Annotated in this window: 17 protein-coding genes; 16 read left to right on the top strand and 1 reads right to left on the bottom strand. The window is 66.8% G+C overall.

Translation table 11 applies throughout. The features are described from left to right. From lpxD to ACK42S_RS09595, 6 genes are all read left to right on the top strand, one after another. Positions 1 to 647: UDP-3-O-(3-hydroxymyristoyl)glucosamine N-acyltransferase (gene lpxD / locus ACK42S_RS09570; protein ID WP_409706218.1), on the top strand; the 647-nt coding region annotated here is incomplete at its 5' end. Beyond that, positions 644 to 1,087, top strand: coding sequence for a 3-hydroxyacyl-ACP dehydratase FabZ (gene fabZ, locus ACK42S_RS09575; protein WP_409706221.1), 444 nt, complete (start codon positions 644 to 646; stop codon positions 1,085 to 1,087). The genes lpxD and fabZ, both read left to right, overlap by 4 nt. A 14-nt stretch (positions 1,088 to 1,101) precedes the next feature. Further along, positions 1,102 to 1,890 (top strand): acyl-ACP--UDP-N-acetylglucosamine O-acyltransferase, encoded by a 789-nt coding sequence (gene lpxA / locus ACK42S_RS09580; RefSeq protein WP_409706224.1) that lies wholly within the window; start codon positions 1,102 to 1,104, stop codon positions 1,888 to 1,890. An 8-nt stretch (positions 1,891 to 1,898) separates the two neighbouring features. Then, positions 1,899 to 3,047 (top strand): lipid-A-disaccharide synthase, encoded by a 1,149-nt coding sequence (gene lpxB, locus ACK42S_RS09585; RefSeq protein ID WP_409706227.1) that lies wholly within the window; start codon positions 1,899 to 1,901, stop codon positions 3,045 to 3,047. Then, positions 3,019 to 3,645: a ribonuclease HII gene (gene rnhB / locus ACK42S_RS09590; RefSeq protein WP_409706230.1), complete on the top strand. Its 627-nt coding sequence runs from the start codon at positions 3,019 to 3,021 to the stop codon at positions 3,643 to 3,645. The genes lpxB and rnhB overlap by 29 nt, the downstream gene beginning before the upstream one ends. Beyond that, the gene (locus ACK42S_RS09595; protein WP_409706233.1) at positions 3,642 to 4,415 is read left to right on the top strand and encodes a TrmH family RNA methyltransferase; all 774 of its coding nucleotides are present in this window, start codon (positions 3,642 to 3,644) and stop codon (positions 4,413 to 4,415) included. Before rnhB ends, ACK42S_RS09595 begins: the two co-directional genes overlap by 4 nt. Positions 4,416 to 4,436: 21 nt before the next feature. Here the strand turns inward: ACK42S_RS09595 and ACK42S_RS09600 are convergent, their stop codons facing one another. Continuing rightward, positions 4,437 to 5,258 carry a pyruvate, water dikinase regulatory protein gene (locus ACK42S_RS09600; protein WP_409706236.1) on the bottom strand — a complete coding sequence of 274 codons (822 nt, stop codon included), beginning with the start codon at positions 5,256 to 5,258 and terminating at the stop codon, positions 4,437 to 4,439. A gap of 194 nt (positions 5,259 to 5,452) precedes the next feature. Between ACK42S_RS09600 and ppsA the strand changes: the two genes are divergently transcribed. From ppsA to ACK42S_RS09650, 10 genes are all read left to right on the top strand, one after another. Continuing rightward, positions 5,453 to 7,852 carry a phosphoenolpyruvate synthase gene (gene ppsA / locus ACK42S_RS09605; protein WP_409706240.1) on the top strand — a complete coding sequence of 800 codons (2,400 nt, stop codon included), beginning with the start codon at positions 5,453 to 5,455 and terminating at the stop codon, positions 7,850 to 7,852. A gap of 182 nt (positions 7,853 to 8,034) precedes the next feature. After that, positions 8,035 to 8,331 carry a hypothetical protein gene (locus ACK42S_RS09610; protein ID WP_409706243.1) on the top strand — a complete coding sequence of 99 codons (297 nt, stop codon included), beginning with the start codon at positions 8,035 to 8,037 and terminating at the stop codon, positions 8,329 to 8,331. Continuing rightward, a complete protein-coding gene (locus tag ACK42S_RS09615; RefSeq protein ID WP_409706246.1) occupies positions 8,328 to 8,909 on the top strand; it encodes a tetratricopeptide repeat protein in 582 nt (193 codons plus the stop codon). Before ACK42S_RS09610 ends, ACK42S_RS09615 begins: the two co-directional genes overlap by 4 nt. Positions 8,910 to 9,053: 144 nt before the next feature. Beyond that, the gene (locus ACK42S_RS09620; RefSeq protein ID WP_409706249.1) at positions 9,054 to 9,311 is read left to right on the top strand and encodes a DUF4212 domain-containing protein; all 258 of its coding nucleotides are present in this window, start codon (positions 9,054 to 9,056) and stop codon (positions 9,309 to 9,311) included. Between the two features lie 4 nt (positions 9,312 to 9,315). Next, the gene (locus ACK42S_RS09625; protein WP_409706253.1) at positions 9,316 to 11,430 is read left to right on the top strand and encodes a sodium:solute symporter family protein; all 2,115 of its coding nucleotides are present in this window, start codon (positions 9,316 to 9,318) and stop codon (positions 11,428 to 11,430) included. Between the two features lie 197 nt (positions 11,431 to 11,627). Next, on the top strand, positions 11,628 to 11,990 hold the full coding sequence (rpsF, locus tag ACK42S_RS09630; protein WP_409657756.1) for a 30S ribosomal protein S6: 363 nt from the start codon (positions 11,628 to 11,630) through the stop codon (positions 11,988 to 11,990). 34 nt (positions 11,991 to 12,024) lie between these two features. After that, positions 12,025 to 12,318 (top strand): primosomal replication protein N, encoded by a 294-nt coding sequence (gene priB / locus ACK42S_RS09635; RefSeq protein ID WP_409706256.1) that lies wholly within the window; start codon positions 12,025 to 12,027, stop codon positions 12,316 to 12,318. A 30-nt stretch (positions 12,319 to 12,348) separates the two neighbouring features. Next, positions 12,349 to 12,633: a 30S ribosomal protein S18 gene (gene rpsR, locus ACK42S_RS09640; protein ID WP_409657762.1), complete on the top strand. Its 285-nt coding sequence runs from the start codon at positions 12,349 to 12,351 to the stop codon at positions 12,631 to 12,633. An 11-nt stretch (positions 12,634 to 12,644) separates the two neighbouring features. Further along, the gene (rplI, locus tag ACK42S_RS09645) at positions 12,645 to 13,097 is read left to right on the top strand and encodes a 50S ribosomal protein L9 (RefSeq protein WP_409706259.1); all 453 of its coding nucleotides are present in this window, start codon (positions 12,645 to 12,647) and stop codon (positions 13,095 to 13,097) included. 151 nt (positions 13,098 to 13,248) lie between these two features. Beyond that, positions 13,249 to 14,150 (top strand): DnaB-like helicase N-terminal domain-containing protein (locus tag ACK42S_RS09650; RefSeq protein ID WP_409706261.1); only part of this gene is annotated, 902 nt, incomplete at its 3' end.

Below are 14,150 nucleotides of genomic sequence, written 5' to 3' on the forward strand. Positions count from 1 at the left end.
AGGAGGGGGCGGTGCTCGGCGACGGCGTCGTGATCGGCGCGCACTGTTTCGTTGGCGCCGGCGTCGTGGTCGGGCGTGGCACGCGGTTGGCGCCGCGCGTGACGCTGATGCCGGGCACCCGGCTGGGCGAGCGCTGCGTGTTGCATAGCGGCGTCGTGATCGGTGCCGACGGCTTCGGCTTCGCACCGAACGAAGGCCGCTGGGAGAAGATCGAGCAGCTCGGCGGAGTGTCCATCGGCAACGACGTGGAGATCGGCGCCAACAGTTGTGTGGACCGCGGCGCCCTGGACGACACCGTGATCGAGGACGGGGTCAAGCTGGACAATCTGGTGCAGATCGCCCACAACGTGCACATCGGGGCGCACACCGCAATGGCCGGCTGCGTGGGGGTGGCCGGCAGCGCACGCATCGGCCGGCACTGCACGGTGGGCGGCGGTGCCGGCATCCTGGGCCACCTGACGATCGCCGACCATGTGCACATCTCGTCGATGTCGCTGGTGACGCGCTCGCTGCTGCAGCCCGGGCTCTACAGCGGCGTGTTTCCCATCGACGAGAATGCCACCTGGGAAAAGAACGCCGCGACGCTGCGCCAGCTCCACCGGCTGCGCGAACGCGTGCGCGCCCTCGAAAAGAAAACGACACCATGATGGACATTCATTCGATCCTCAAGCAACTGCCTCACCGCTATCCCATCCTCCTGGTGGATCGCGTGCTGGAGGTGGAGGCCGGCAAGCGCATCCTGGCATTGAAGAACGTCAGTGCCAATGAGCCCTTCTTCCAGGGGCATTTCCCGAACCGTCCGGTGATGCCCGGCGTGCTGATGCTCGAGGCGCTGGCCCAGGCTTCGGCCTTGCTGGCCTTCACCTCGGCGTCGGTGGAGCGCGATCCGCGCGCGGTGTACTACTTCGTCGGCATCGACGGCGCCCGTTTCAAGCGGCCGGTGGAGCCGGGGGACCAATTGCTGCTGGATGTGACGCTCGATCGGGCGCGTGCCGGCATCTACAAGTTCAAGTGCCAGGCCCGTGTGGGCGAGGAGGTCGCGGTCGAGGCCGAGATCATGTGCACGCAGCGGCTGGTGCAGGCCTGAGCAGAGGCGGTGCCATGGCACAGATTCACCCCACTGCCTTGGTCGACCCGAAAGCCGAGCTGGCGGCCGATGTCAGCGTGGGGCCGTATGCGGTGATCGGCCCAGGCGTGCGCATCGGCGAAGGCACCAGCATCGGTGCCCATTGCGTGATCGACGGCCAGACGACGATCGGCCGCCACAACCGCATCTTCCAATTCTGCTCGCTGGGGGCGGCTCCGCAGGACAAGAAGTACGCTGGCGAGCCCACGCAACTGGTGATCGGCGATGGCAACACCATCCGCGAGTTCTGCACCTTCAACACCGGCACGGTGCAGGACGCCGGCGTGACGCGCATCGGCGACGACAACTGGATCATGGCCTATGTGCATGTGGCGCACGACTGCGTGCTGGGCAGCCACATCATCCTGGCCAATGCTGTGCAACTGGCCGGGCATGTGCACCTGGGGGACTGGGTCTTCCTCGGTGGCTTGTCGGGGGTACACCAGTTCGTGCGCGTGGGCGCGCACGCAATGACGGGGTTCCAGACTCGCTTGTCGCAGGACCTGCCGCCTTTCGTGACGGCGGCTGGCAACCCTGCCGAAGCCCAGGGCATCAACCAGGAAGGCCTGCGTCGGCGGGGCTACACGCCCGAGCGCATCGCCGTGGTCAAGCAGATGCACCGCACGCTGTACCGCAAGGGGCTCACGCTGGCCCAGGCCAAGGACGAGCTCGCGGCGCTGGAGGCGACGGCCGCGGATGCGCAGGCCGATGTGCGCCTGATGCTGGAGTTCCTGGCCAACGCCGAGCGCGGCATCGTGCGCTGACCGTGGTGGTGCACGCTGAGAGAGCCCCCCGTCTGGCCTTGGTGGCGGGGGAGGCATCGGGAGATTTGCTGGCCGGGCTGTTGATGGGTGGCCTGCGTCAGCGCTGGCCCGACTTGACAGCCCAGGGCATCGGCGGGCCGCGCATGGCCGAGCAGGGCTTTGAGGCCTGGTGGCCGCACCACAAGCTGGCCGTGCGGGGCTATGCCGAGGTGCTGCGGCACTACCGTGAGATTGCCGGCATCCGCCGGCAGCTCGCGCGGCGCCTGCTGGACGAACGGCCCAATGTTTTCATCGGCGTGGACGCTCCGGATTTCAATCTGGGGCTGGAGACCTGGTTGCGCGAGGCGGGGCTGAAGACCGTGCATTTCGTCTGCCCCTCGATCTGGGCCTGGCGAGGCCATCGCGTGACCAAGATCGCGAAGGCCGCGGACCATGTGCTCTGTCTGTTCCCCTTCGAGCCCGAGCTGCTGGCCCGCCATGGCATCGCGGCGAGCTATGTGGGCCATCCACTGGCCGACACCATCCCGCTGGAGGTGCCTCGCGCGGCCGCTCGCCAGGCCCTGGGTCTGGCGGCGTCGCAGCCCGTGGTGGCCTTGTTGCCGGGCAGCCGGCGCAGCGAGATCCAGTACATCGCCCCGCACCTGCTGGCCGCGGCGGCACTCTTGCATCGCCGGCGCCCGGAGCTGCGCTTCGTGCTGCCAGTGGTCCCCGGCCTTCGCGAGATGATCGACCCGCTGGTGGCGGTTCATGCGGCTGACGTGCCCCTGAGCGTGCTCGACGGCCGTTCGCACGAAGCGCTGGCCGCCTGCGACCTGACCCTCATCGCCAGCGGCACGGCCACGCTGGAGGCGGCGCTGTTCAAGCGGCCCATGGTCATCACCTACCGCATGCACTGGCTGAGCTGGCAGCTCATGAAGCGCATGGGCTATCAGCCCTGGGTGGGACTGCCCAACATCCTGTGCCGCGACTTCGTCGTGCCCGAGCTGCTCCAGGATCAGGCCACGCCCCGGGCGCTGGCCGATGCGGCGCTGGCCTGGCTGGACGACCCGGCGCGCTGCGAGCGTGTGCAGCAGCGTTTCGTGGAACTGCACCATCTCCTGCGTCGCCACACGGCGCAGGCCGCCACCGATGCGATCGCACAAGTCCTTGGGCGTTGAACAGCTTGCGCTGTGCTGGCAAGGCCCGGGCCTGGTGGCCGGGGTCGACGAAGCCGGTCGCGGTCCCTTGGCCGGGCCGGTGGTGGCCGCCGCCGTGATCCTGGACGACCTGCAGCCAGTGGCTGGCCTGGCCGACTCCAAGCAGCTCACCGCCTCGCGGCGCGAGCGCCTGTACGACGAGATCCGCGCCAAGGCCCTGTGCTGTTGCATCGCGCTGGCCTCGCCCGAGGAGATCGACCAGCTGAACATCCTGCAGGCCACGATGCTGGCGATGCGCCGGGCGGTGGACGGCCTGCGTCTCAAGCCGGCGCGTGTGCTGGTTGACGGCAACCGGCTGCCGGTGTTGAAGGTGCCGGCGGAGGCCGTTGTGAAGGGGGACGCCAAAGTGCCCGCCATCTCGGCGGCATCGATCCTGGCCAAGGTGTACCGCGACCGCCTATGCCAGGCGTTGCACGAGGCCCATCCGCAGTATGGCTTTGCCACGCACAAGGGCTACCCCACGCCCGAGCATCTGGCGGCGCTGCGGGAACATGGGCCCTGTCCCGAGCATCGGCGCAGTTTCGCGCCGGTGCGCGAGGCCCTGGTGGGGCGTACATGAAGGTCGAGGCCCTGCATTCACGCGACAACCCGCTGTGCGTGAAAGTGCGCAAGCTGTTGCGCGATCCCGGCGCCTATCGCAAGCTGGGCTGCGTGTGGCTGGAGGGTGATCATCTCGGGGCGGCCTGGCGGGCCCGGGGCGGCACCGGCGGCGAGGCGGTGTTCACCGAGGCGGCCTGGGCCCGGCCCGAGCGCCGAGCGCTGGCCCAGGGGGCCGCGCGGGTGGCCGTGGTGACGGAGGGTTTGATGCGCGAACTCAGTGCCCTCGAATCCCCGCCGGATTGCGGCTTCCTGATCCCGTGGGCGGGGCCCGGCGAGGGCCGCGTGGGGATCGACACCGTGGTGCTCGACCGCCTGCAGGATGCCGGCAACGTGGGGGCCATCCTGCGCAGCGCCGCGGCCCTGGGCGTGGGCCAGGTGGTGGCCTTGAAGGGCACGGCGGCGCTGTGGTCGCCCAAGGTGCTGCGCGCCGGCATGGGCGCGCATTTTGCGCTGCACCTGGTAGAGATGGCCGCTCAGCAGGCACTGGATGCCCTGGGCGTGCCCCTGGTGGGCACCAGCTCGCACACGGCCCTGGAGCTGCATCGTTGCCGGCTCCCGTCGCCGGTGGCCTGGGTTTTCGGCCACGAGGGCCAGGGCATGGATCCGGCCCTGGCCTCGCGCTGCGAGCTTGTGGTGCGCATCCCCCAGCCGGGGGGGGAGGAGTCGCTCAACGTGGCAGCGGCGGCGTCGATCTGCCTGTACGAGTCACTGCGGCAGCGAGCGGGCTGAGCGGCCGTCGGTGTCAGAACCTCAGTACACCAGCCGGTCCGGGCGGATGTCGCGCAGGATGGTCGTGGCGATCTCCTCGATGGACTTGTGCGTCGAGGACAGCCAGGCGATCCCTTCGCGGCGCATCATGGCTTCAGCCTCGGCCACTTCGTAGCGGCAGTTCTCCAGGCTGGCGTACTTGCTGTTCGGGCGGCGTTCGTTGCGGATCTCGCTCAGCCGCTCGGGGGCGATGGTCAGGCCGAAGCACTTGCTCTTGTGAGGCGCCAGGCTGGAGGGCAGGGTGCGCCGCTCGAAGTCCTCCGGGATCAGGGGGTAGTTGGCCGCCTTGATGCCATGCTGCATGGCCAGGTACAGCGAGGTCGGGGTCTTGCCGCTGCGGCTCACCCCGATCAGGATCACGTCGGCCTCGGCCAGGTTGCGGGCCGACTGACCGTCGTCGTGGGCCAGCGAGAAGTTGATGGCCTCGATGCGATCGTGGTACTGCTGGCTGGCCGCCACGTCCGAGAACCGCCCGATGCGGTGGTTGGACTTCATGCCCAATTCAGCCTCCAGCGGCTCGACGAAGGTCGAGAACATGTCCAGCACCAGCGCCCGGCTGCCTTGCTTGACAATGGCCAGCACCTCCTCGTTGACCAAGGTGGTGAAGACGATCGGCCGTTTGCCCTCGACCTCGGCTGTGTGGTTGATCTCGCGCACGACCTGATGGGCCTTGTCCTCGGTGTCGATGAAGGGGCGGCGCACGTGCCGCGGCTGCAGGGCGAACTGCTTCAGGATGGAGTTGCCGAAGGTCTCGGCAGTGATGCCGGTGCCATCGGAGATGAAGAAAACGGTGCGGTTGGACATGTGCAGTGCGGGTCGGGCAGGCAAAGGCGCGGTCAAAGCGCCGTAAAATCCCTGCCAATATCGCTTGCCCGCGCCTGCATGTCCACCCCACCGCACGAACCAGAATCCACAAAGTGGCGGGGCGGGGCCTGTCCTGATCCGTTCAGGCGCGCCGGCAGGGGAGCACCGGTTTGTCAACATCACGGAGCTTTCCCATGTCTTCATCCCATTTGGCGACCGCCCTGGTCGTGCCGTTCGAACAACTGAGGATGACCGACGTCGAGGTGGTGGGCGGCAAGAACGCCTCCCTCGGCGAGATGATCAGCCAGTTGTCCGCCTCGGGGGTGCGGGTGCCCGGTGGCTTTGCCACCACGGCGCACGCCTTCCGCGAATTCCTGAAGCACGGCGGGCTGGCCGAGCGCATCAACGCGCGCCTGGCCGGTTTGGACACCGACGACGTGCGCGCTCTGGCCCAGGCCGGGGCCGAGATCCGCTCGTGGGTGCAGAACACGCCCTTTCCGCCGGCGCTGGAGGCGGCCATTCGTGCCGAGTTCGACAAGCTGACGGCGGATCACCCGGGCGCCTCGTTCGCCGTGCGCTCCTCGGCCACGGCCGAAGACCTGCCTGATGCCTCCTTTGCCGGCCAGCAGGAAACCTTCCTCAACGTGGTGGGCATCGATGAGGTGCTGCACAAGATGAAGGAGGTCTTCGCCTCGCTCTACAACGACCGTGCCATCAGCTACCGTGTCCACAAGGGCTTTGCCCACAGTGACGTGGCCCTGTCGGCTGGCGTGCAGCGCATGGTGCGCTCCGACCTGGGCGCCGCCGGTGTGATGTTCACGATCGACACCGAATCGGGCTTCCCCGACGTGGTCTTCATCACCTCCAGCTACGGCCTGGGCGAGACCGTCGTGCAGGGCGCCGTCAACCCGGACGAGTTCTACGTCCACAAGCCTGCGCTGAAGAACGGCAAGTTCCCGATCATCCGCCGCAACCTGGGCTCCAAGCTCATCAAGATGGAGTTCACCACCCCGGCAGAGAAGCAGGCCAGCGGCAAGCTGGTCAAGACGGTGGACACCGCCCCCGAGCAGCGCAACCGCTATTCGCTGACCGATGCCGACGTCGTCGAACTGGCGCGCTACGCCCTCATCATCGAGGCGCATTACGGCCGTCCGATGGACATCGAGTGGGGCAAAGACGGCCAGGACGGCCAGCTCTACATCCTGCAGGCCCGCCCCGAGACGGTGAAGAGCCAGGGCGAAGGCAAGGTCGAGCACCGCTACAAGCTCAAGGGTCACAGCACGGTGCTGGCTGAGGGCCGCGCGATCGGCCAAAAGATCGGCACCGGCCCGGTGCGCATCGTCCACTCCATCGCCGAGATGGACAAGGTGCAGCCCGGCGATGTGCTCGTCACCGACATGACCGACCCGAACTGGGAGCCGGTGATGAAGCGCGCCAGCGCCATCGTCACCAACCGCGGTGGGCGCACCTGTCACGCGGCCATCATCGCGCGCGAGCTGGGCATTCCGGCGGTGGTGGGCTGCGGCAACGCCACCGAGGCGCTCAAGGACGGTGCGTTGGTGACTGTGGCCTGCTCCGAAGGCGATACCGGCTACATCTACGATGGCCTGCTGGAGACCGAGGTCACCGAGGTCGAGCGTGGCGAGATGCCGTATTCGCCGGTCAAGATCATGATGAACGTGGGCAACCCCCAACTCGCCTTCGACTTCGCCCAGATGCCCAACGCCGGGGTGGGGCTGGCACGGCTGGAGTTCATCATCAATAACAACATCGGCGTGCACCCCAAGGCCATCCTCGACTACCCCAATGTCGACCCGGACCTGAAAAAGGCCGTGGAATCGGTTGCACGCGGTCACGCCAGCCCGCGGGCCTTCTATGTCGACAAGCTCGCCGAAGGCGTGGCCACGATTGCCGCGGCCTTCTGGCCCAAGCCGGTGATCGTGCGGCTGTCGGACTTCAAGTCCAACGAGTACCGCAAGCTCATCGGCGGCTCGCGCTACGAGCCCGAGGAAGAAAACCCGATGCTCGGCTTCCGCGGTGCTTCGCGTTACGTAAGCGAAGCCTTCGGCGAAGCCTTTGCGATGGAGTGCGAGGCCCTCAAGCGCGTGCGCAACGACATGGGCCTGACCAACGTCGAGATCATGGTGCCTTTCGTGCGCACCTTGGCTCAGGCCGAGAAAGTCAACGCCATGCTGGCCGAGCGGGGCCTCAAGCGCGGCCAGGACGGGCTGCGCGTCATCATGATGTGCGAGATCCCCAGCAACGCCATCCTGGCTGAGCAGTTCCTCGAACACTTTGATGGCATGTCCATCGGCTCCAACGACCTGACCCAGCTCACGCTGGGCCTGGACCGCGACTCCGGCCTGGAGCTGCTGGCGCACGACTTCGACGAGCGTGACCCGGCCGTCAAGGCGCTGATCTCGCGGGCGATCGCGGCCTGCCGTGCCCACGGCAAGTACATCGGCATCTGCGGCCAGGGTCCCAGCGATCACCCCGACTTCGCGCAGTGGCTCGCGCAGGAGGGCATCGTCTCGATCTCGCTGAACCCCGACACCGTGATCGACACCTGGAAGCTGCTGGCCGCGCGGGACTGAACCCTCATCCTTGATGCACTGCCGCATCGCGGCAGCTCCGGACGGCCCCCGCGGGGCCGTTTTTCGTGGGGTCCGGACGGGGCAGGGTAAGCCCTGATCGGACTTACGAGCAGGCTGACACGGTTGTCAGAAATGCGTAAGCCGCCGGCCAAGAATGGGATCATCGACTCCCACCACAGGCCATGCTGCTGTTCGTCACCATCGTCCAGACCGTGTCGGCCATCGCGCTGCTGTCGCTGTTGGGTCAGTGGGTGCTCGGCCTGCTGGCCGGCGCGGGGCGTGACAGCAATCTCTTCTACCAGCTCTTGGGCATCCTCACCCGCCCCTTCACCCGTCTCACCCGGCTCATCACCCCGCGTGTCGTGCTCGACCGGCACATCCCGCTGGCCACTTTTGCGCTGCTCCTGATGGCCTATGTCGCCTCTACGGTTGCGCGCATCGCCATCTGCATCGAGATTGGGGTGCACCTGTGCCGATGAGTGCCAACGCCCCTCGGTCTTTCACCTACCGCTGGCTGCGCTGGCGCGCCCAGGCCATGATCCTGGTCGGGCGGCACGCCGCGGCCCTGGCCGTGTTCGACGAGATGCTGGCACGCCACCCCGGCGATGCCTATGCCCTGGCCAGCCGAGCCCATTTGCGGGCCCAACTGGGCCAGCCCGAAGCGGCGCTGGCCGACTATCGCCAGTTGCTGGACACGCACCCCGATCACGCGGCCGCCTCGTGGTTCAACTACGGCTACTTGCTGGAAGCAGCGGGCGAGCACGCCCAGGCCGAGCAGGCCTTCCGGCGCGCCCTGGCACTGGACCCTCGGCTGGATCGCGCCTGGTACGGGCTGGGCCTCGTGCTGATCAGAGCGCGCCGCTTCGATGAGGCCATCGAGGCCCTCAAACGCAACACCGAATTGCAGCCCATGAGTCCGTACGGCTGGTACCAGCTCGCACGGGTGCATGTGGATCGTCACGAGCCCGAAGAGGCGCGGCGGATCATCCGCCACCTCAAGGGCTTCGAGCCCAAGGTCGCCGCTCAGCTCGAGCGCGAAACCGGCTTGGCCGTGTGACGGCGGCGGTGCGGAACCCGGCAGGCCGGGTCCGCGCCAGGGGGACAGCCTAGGCTGCAAGCCCGCCTTCGGAGACGGGCGGGAGGCTGTCGTTTCGCGCCATCGGGGAGGGCCCCGGGGCGCAGCAACGAGGAGACCACTGCCATGCAGTTGACGCGCAAGCACGAAGAGTACTGGCGCAAGAACTTAAGAATCACCAGCATCCTGCTGGGGATCTGGTTCTTCGTCACGTTCGTCGTCGGGTATTTCGCCCGCGACCTGAGTTTCAATTTCTTCGGATGGCCCTTTAGCTTTTGGGTGGGGGCGCAAGGCGCCCTCATCGTCTATGTGGCCATCATCTGGTACTACGCCCGGTACATGAACCGGCTGGACCAGGAGCATGACGTCGCGGAGGAGGAGTAACACCATGGCGGGATTCACCCCTGCGTCCGGCACGTCCGGCGCTGCCGCCAACGCGGCCTTCAAGAAGCAGCTCAACAAGGTGTACGGCTGGTACACCGGCGGCTTCATCATCTTCATCCTCGTGCTGGGCCTGCTCGAGCAGATGGGCCTGCCGGCCAACTGGATCGGCCTGATCTTCCTGCTCGCCACCGTGGCCCTGTATGCCGGCATCGGCATCATGAGCCGCACCACCGACGCGGCCGAGTACTACGTGGCTGGCCGACGTGTGCCGGCCATCTACAACGGCATGGCCACCGGTGCCGACTGGATGTCGGCGGCGTCGTTCATCGGCATGGCCGGCACGCTGTACCTGACCGGCTACGGCGGTCTGGCCTTCATCATGGGCTGGACGGGCGGCTACTGCCTGGTGGCGCTGTTCCTTGCGCCTTACCTGCGCAAGTTCGGCCAGTTCACGATTCCGGACTTCCTGGGCGCCCGCTACGGCGGCAACCTGGCCCGCCTGATCGGCATCCTGGCTGCGATCCTGTGCTCGTTCACTTACGTGGTGGCGCAGATCTATGGCGTGGGCCTGATCACGTCGCGCCTGTCGGGCCTGGCCTTCGAGATCGGCATCTTCGTGGGTCTGGGCGGCATCCTGGTGTGCTCCTTCCTGGGGGGCATGCGCGCGGTGACCTGGACCCAGGTGGCCCAGTACATCATCCTGATCATCGCCTACCTGATCCCGGTGGTGTGGCTGTCGGTCAAGCAGACCGGCGTGCCCATTCCGCAGGTCATCTACGGGTCCCAGCTCGAGAAGGTGACGGCCAAAGAGAAGGAGCTGCGCAGCGATCCGAAGGAACTCGAAGTCATCGAGATCTTCAAGAAGCGCGCAGCCGAGGCCGAGGCCAAGCTCAAGGACGTGCCCGCGGCCATGGCGGCCGACAAGGCGGCGGCTGAGCAGAAGATCGCCGACCTGAAGGCTCGCAACGCCCCGCTGGCCGAAATCCAGGCGGCCGAGAAGGCGCTGGCGGCCTTGCCGGCCACTGAGGCCGATGCCCGCAAGGCCTATGCGGCGGCCAAGGCCGCCAACGAGGCGCGCGCCAAACCGCTGGCCGGCATGCCCGCCCATGCGCAGATCTTCGCCGGCGATCCCAATGGCGATGAAGCGGCCAAGAAGGCGTTCGACACCTCCAGGCGCAACTTCCTGGCGCTGATCTTCTGCCTGATGGTGGGCACGGCAGCGCTGCCGCACATCCTGATGCGCTACTACACCACGCCCTCGGTGAAGGAGGCGCGCGAGTCGGTGTTCTGGTCGCTGTTCTTCATCTTCCTGCTGTACTTCACCGCACCGGCCCTGGCCGTGCTGGTGAAGTACGAGGTGATGACGGTGCTGGTGGGTACGCCGTTCGATCAGCTCCCAGGATGGATCGCGGCTTGGAACCGGGTCGATCCGGCGCTGCTGACGGTGCAGGATATCAACGGCGACGGCATCTTCCAGCTCGGCGAGATGCGCATCGGCGGAGACATCATCGTGCTGGCCACTCCGGCCATTGCGGGCCTGCCGTACGTGATCTCCGGCATGGTGGCCGCCGGTGGCCTGGCTGCGGCGCTGTCGACTGCTGACGGCCTGCTGCTGACCATCGCCAACGCGCTGTCGCACGACCTGTACTACAAGATGATCGACCCCAACGCGCCGACCTCGCGCCGGGTGATGATCTCGAAGGTCCTGCTGCTGATCGTGGCGCTGCTGGCGGCCTACGTCGCGTCCCAGAAGCCGGCGGACATCCTCTTCCTGGTGTCGGCGGCCTTCTCGTTCGCGGCAGCGGCCTTCTTCCCGGCCCTCGTGCTCGGGATCTTCTGGAAGCGTGCGTCGAGCATCGGAGCTGTGTGCGGCATGATCGCCGGCCTGGGCCTGACCTTCTACTACATGGCCACCACGCAGCCCTGGCTGCGCAGCGTCTTCGGCGTGACCTCGCCGGTACAGTTGTGGTGGGACATCCAGCCCATCTCGGCCGGCCTGTTCGGTGTGCCGGTAGGCTTTGCGGTCATCATCCTGGTCAGCCTGATCACGCCGGCCCCCAAGAAGGAAGTGCAGGAACTCGTCGAGCACGTGCGCTATCCGAACCTGAAGTCGGCCTGATTGCCTGCGATCGTCGGCACGGGAGCCGCTCGGTGGCTCCCGCCGCGGCCCCGCTGCGAAGCGGGGCCTTTTCGCTTTTTCGGCTACAATCTTCCGCTTTCTTCCTTGCCGCACCTGTGGGTGGGCTCTTCGGAGCCCGCCTTGACGCCCGGGGCGGCTTACCCACCCATCCCGATGGGAATCCACAAGGAGTGTCAATGCGTCACTATGAAATCGTCCTGTTGATCCATCCGGATCAAAGCGAGCAGGTCAATGCCATGCTCGAGCGCTACAAGGGCATGGTCACCGCTGCTGGTGGCAAGGTCCACCGCGTCGAGGACTGGGGCCGCCGCCAACTGGCCTACATGATCCAGAAGCTCGCCAAGGCCCACTATCTGTGCCTGAACATCGAGTGCAGCAAGGAAACCCTGGCCGAGCTGGAGACGGGCTTCCGCTTCAACGACGCCGTGCTGCGCCACCTCACCGTTCAGAAGAGCAAGGCCGAGACGGCCCCGTCCATCATGATGAAGGCGGTCGAGAAGGAAGAAGCCCGCAAGTCGCACCAGGAGGCGGCTGCCTAAGTGACGTGCCACCGCGCGCTGCTGGCCACCCCGCATGAACCAGGTGGTTCTGGAGGCCCGGGTGACCGAGCGAAGCGCTCTGCGTTACACCCCGGCCGGACTCCCCGCCCTCGACTTGCTGCTGTCGCACGAGTCGACGGTGACGGAAGCCGGAGCCCCGCGCAAGGTCCGCATGGACCTCAAGGCGGTGGTGATCGGGACCCTGGCGGAGCAGTTGAGCCGCGTCGAGATGGGCAGTGCCCATCGCTTTGCCGGCTTCCTCGCTTCCCAGCGTAACGGCCGCGGTGTGGTGCTGCACATCACCAGCTTGCCCCAGTGCATCGTTTGAATTCGGATAGATCAGATAGGAGAGGTCATCATGCCCCCGCCTCGTAGCAAGTTTTCGAAGGATCGCAAGTCCAAGCGCAACCAGCAGTCGCTGCTCTTCAAGCGCAAGCGTTTCTGCCGCTTCACCGTCGCCGGCGTCGAGGAGATCGACTACAAGGACGTCGACACCCTGCGCGATTTCATCGGTGAGAACGGCAAGATCACGCCGGCCCGCCTGACCGGCACCCGTGCCATCTATCAGCGTCAGCTCACGACGGCCATCAAGCGTGCCCGTTTCCTGGCCCTGCTGCCGTACACCGATCAGCACAAGGTCTGAGGAGTCGAGACATGCAAATCATCCTGCTGGAGAAAGTCGCCAACCTGGGCAACCTCGGCGACGTGGTCAAGGTCAAGGACGGCTACGCTCGCAACTTCCTGATCCCCACCGGGGCGGCCCGCCGCGCCACCGACGCGGCGATCAAGGAGTTCGAGGCCAAGCGCGCCGAACTCGAGAGGGCCGCTGCCGAAAAGCTCGCTGCTGCCCAGGCCCTGGGCGAGAAGATCAACGGCAAGACCGTGCCGGTCACCCAGAAGGCCGGTGTGGATGGCCGCCTGTTCGGCTCGGTCACCAACATCGACATCGCCGAAGCCCTGGGCAAGATGGGTTTCGAAGTGCACAAGTCCCAAATCCGTCTGCCCAACGGCCCGATCAAGACCGTGGGCGAGCATCCGGTCACCGTGGGCCTGCACACCGATGTGGTCGTGGACGTGGTCGTCTCGGTGGTCGGCGAAACCGCCTGACCCCGCAAGCCTTCCGCGCGCAGGCCGGTGCCCCGCACCGGCCTTTTCGTTTTCCGCACAGCTTGTCCTGCAAAAGGCACAGCCTGTCCCCGAGATATCCACAGACTTGTTCCTTGCCCCGCGGCTGGGCTCGGCTTAACCTTCCCGACTTATGTCCGCCATCGTCTCCGGTCCCCCCTTTCCCGAGACCCCCCGTCGCCAGGAAGACGAGGTGGCGCGCCTGCGCATCCCACCCCATTCCATCGAAGCCGAGCAGAGCGTGCTGGGCGGGCTGCTGCTCGACAATGGGGCCTGGGACCGTGCCGGCGACCTGCTTACCGAGAGCGACTTCTACCGCCACGAACATCGCCTCATCTACGCGGCCATCGGCCACCTGATCAACGCCAGCAAGCCGGCCGACGTCATCACCGTTTTCGAGCAGTTGCAAAGCCTGGGCAAGGCCGAGGAGTGCGGCGGCCTGACCTACCTCAATGCGCTGGCGCAAAGCGTGCCCAGTGCGGCCAACCTGCGCCGCTATGCCGAGATCGTGCGCGAGCGCGCCATCCTGCGCAAGCTCGTCTCGGCCAGCGACGAGATCGCCACAGCCGCCTTCAATCCGCAGGGCCGCCCGGTGTCGCAGATCCTCGACGAGGCCGAGGGGCGCATCTTCCAGATCGGGGAGGAGGGCAATCGCGGCAAACAGGGCTTCCACTCGATGGAGTCCCTGGTCGTGCAACTGCTCGACCGCGTGCAGGAGCTCGCCGAGAACGGGGCCGAGGACGTCACCGGGGTGCGCACGGGCTTCTTCGACCTCGACCGCATGACCTCGGGCCTGCAACCGGGCGATCTCATCATCCTGGCGGCGCGCCCCTCCATGGGCAAGACGGCCTTCGCGCTGAACATCGGCGAGCACGTCGCCGTTCATGAGGGCCTGCCGGTGGTGATCTTCTCGATGGAGATGGGCGCGGCCCAGCTCGCGCTGCGTGTGGTGGGCTCGCTCGGCCGCATCGACCAGGGCCACCTGCGCACCGGGGCGCTGCGCGACGACGAGTGGTCACGCCTGTCCGAGGCGGT

Source organism: Caldimonas sp. (assembly GCF_046289365.1).
GTDB lineage: Bacteria > Pseudomonadota > Gammaproteobacteria > Burkholderiales > Burkholderiaceae_C > Caldimonas.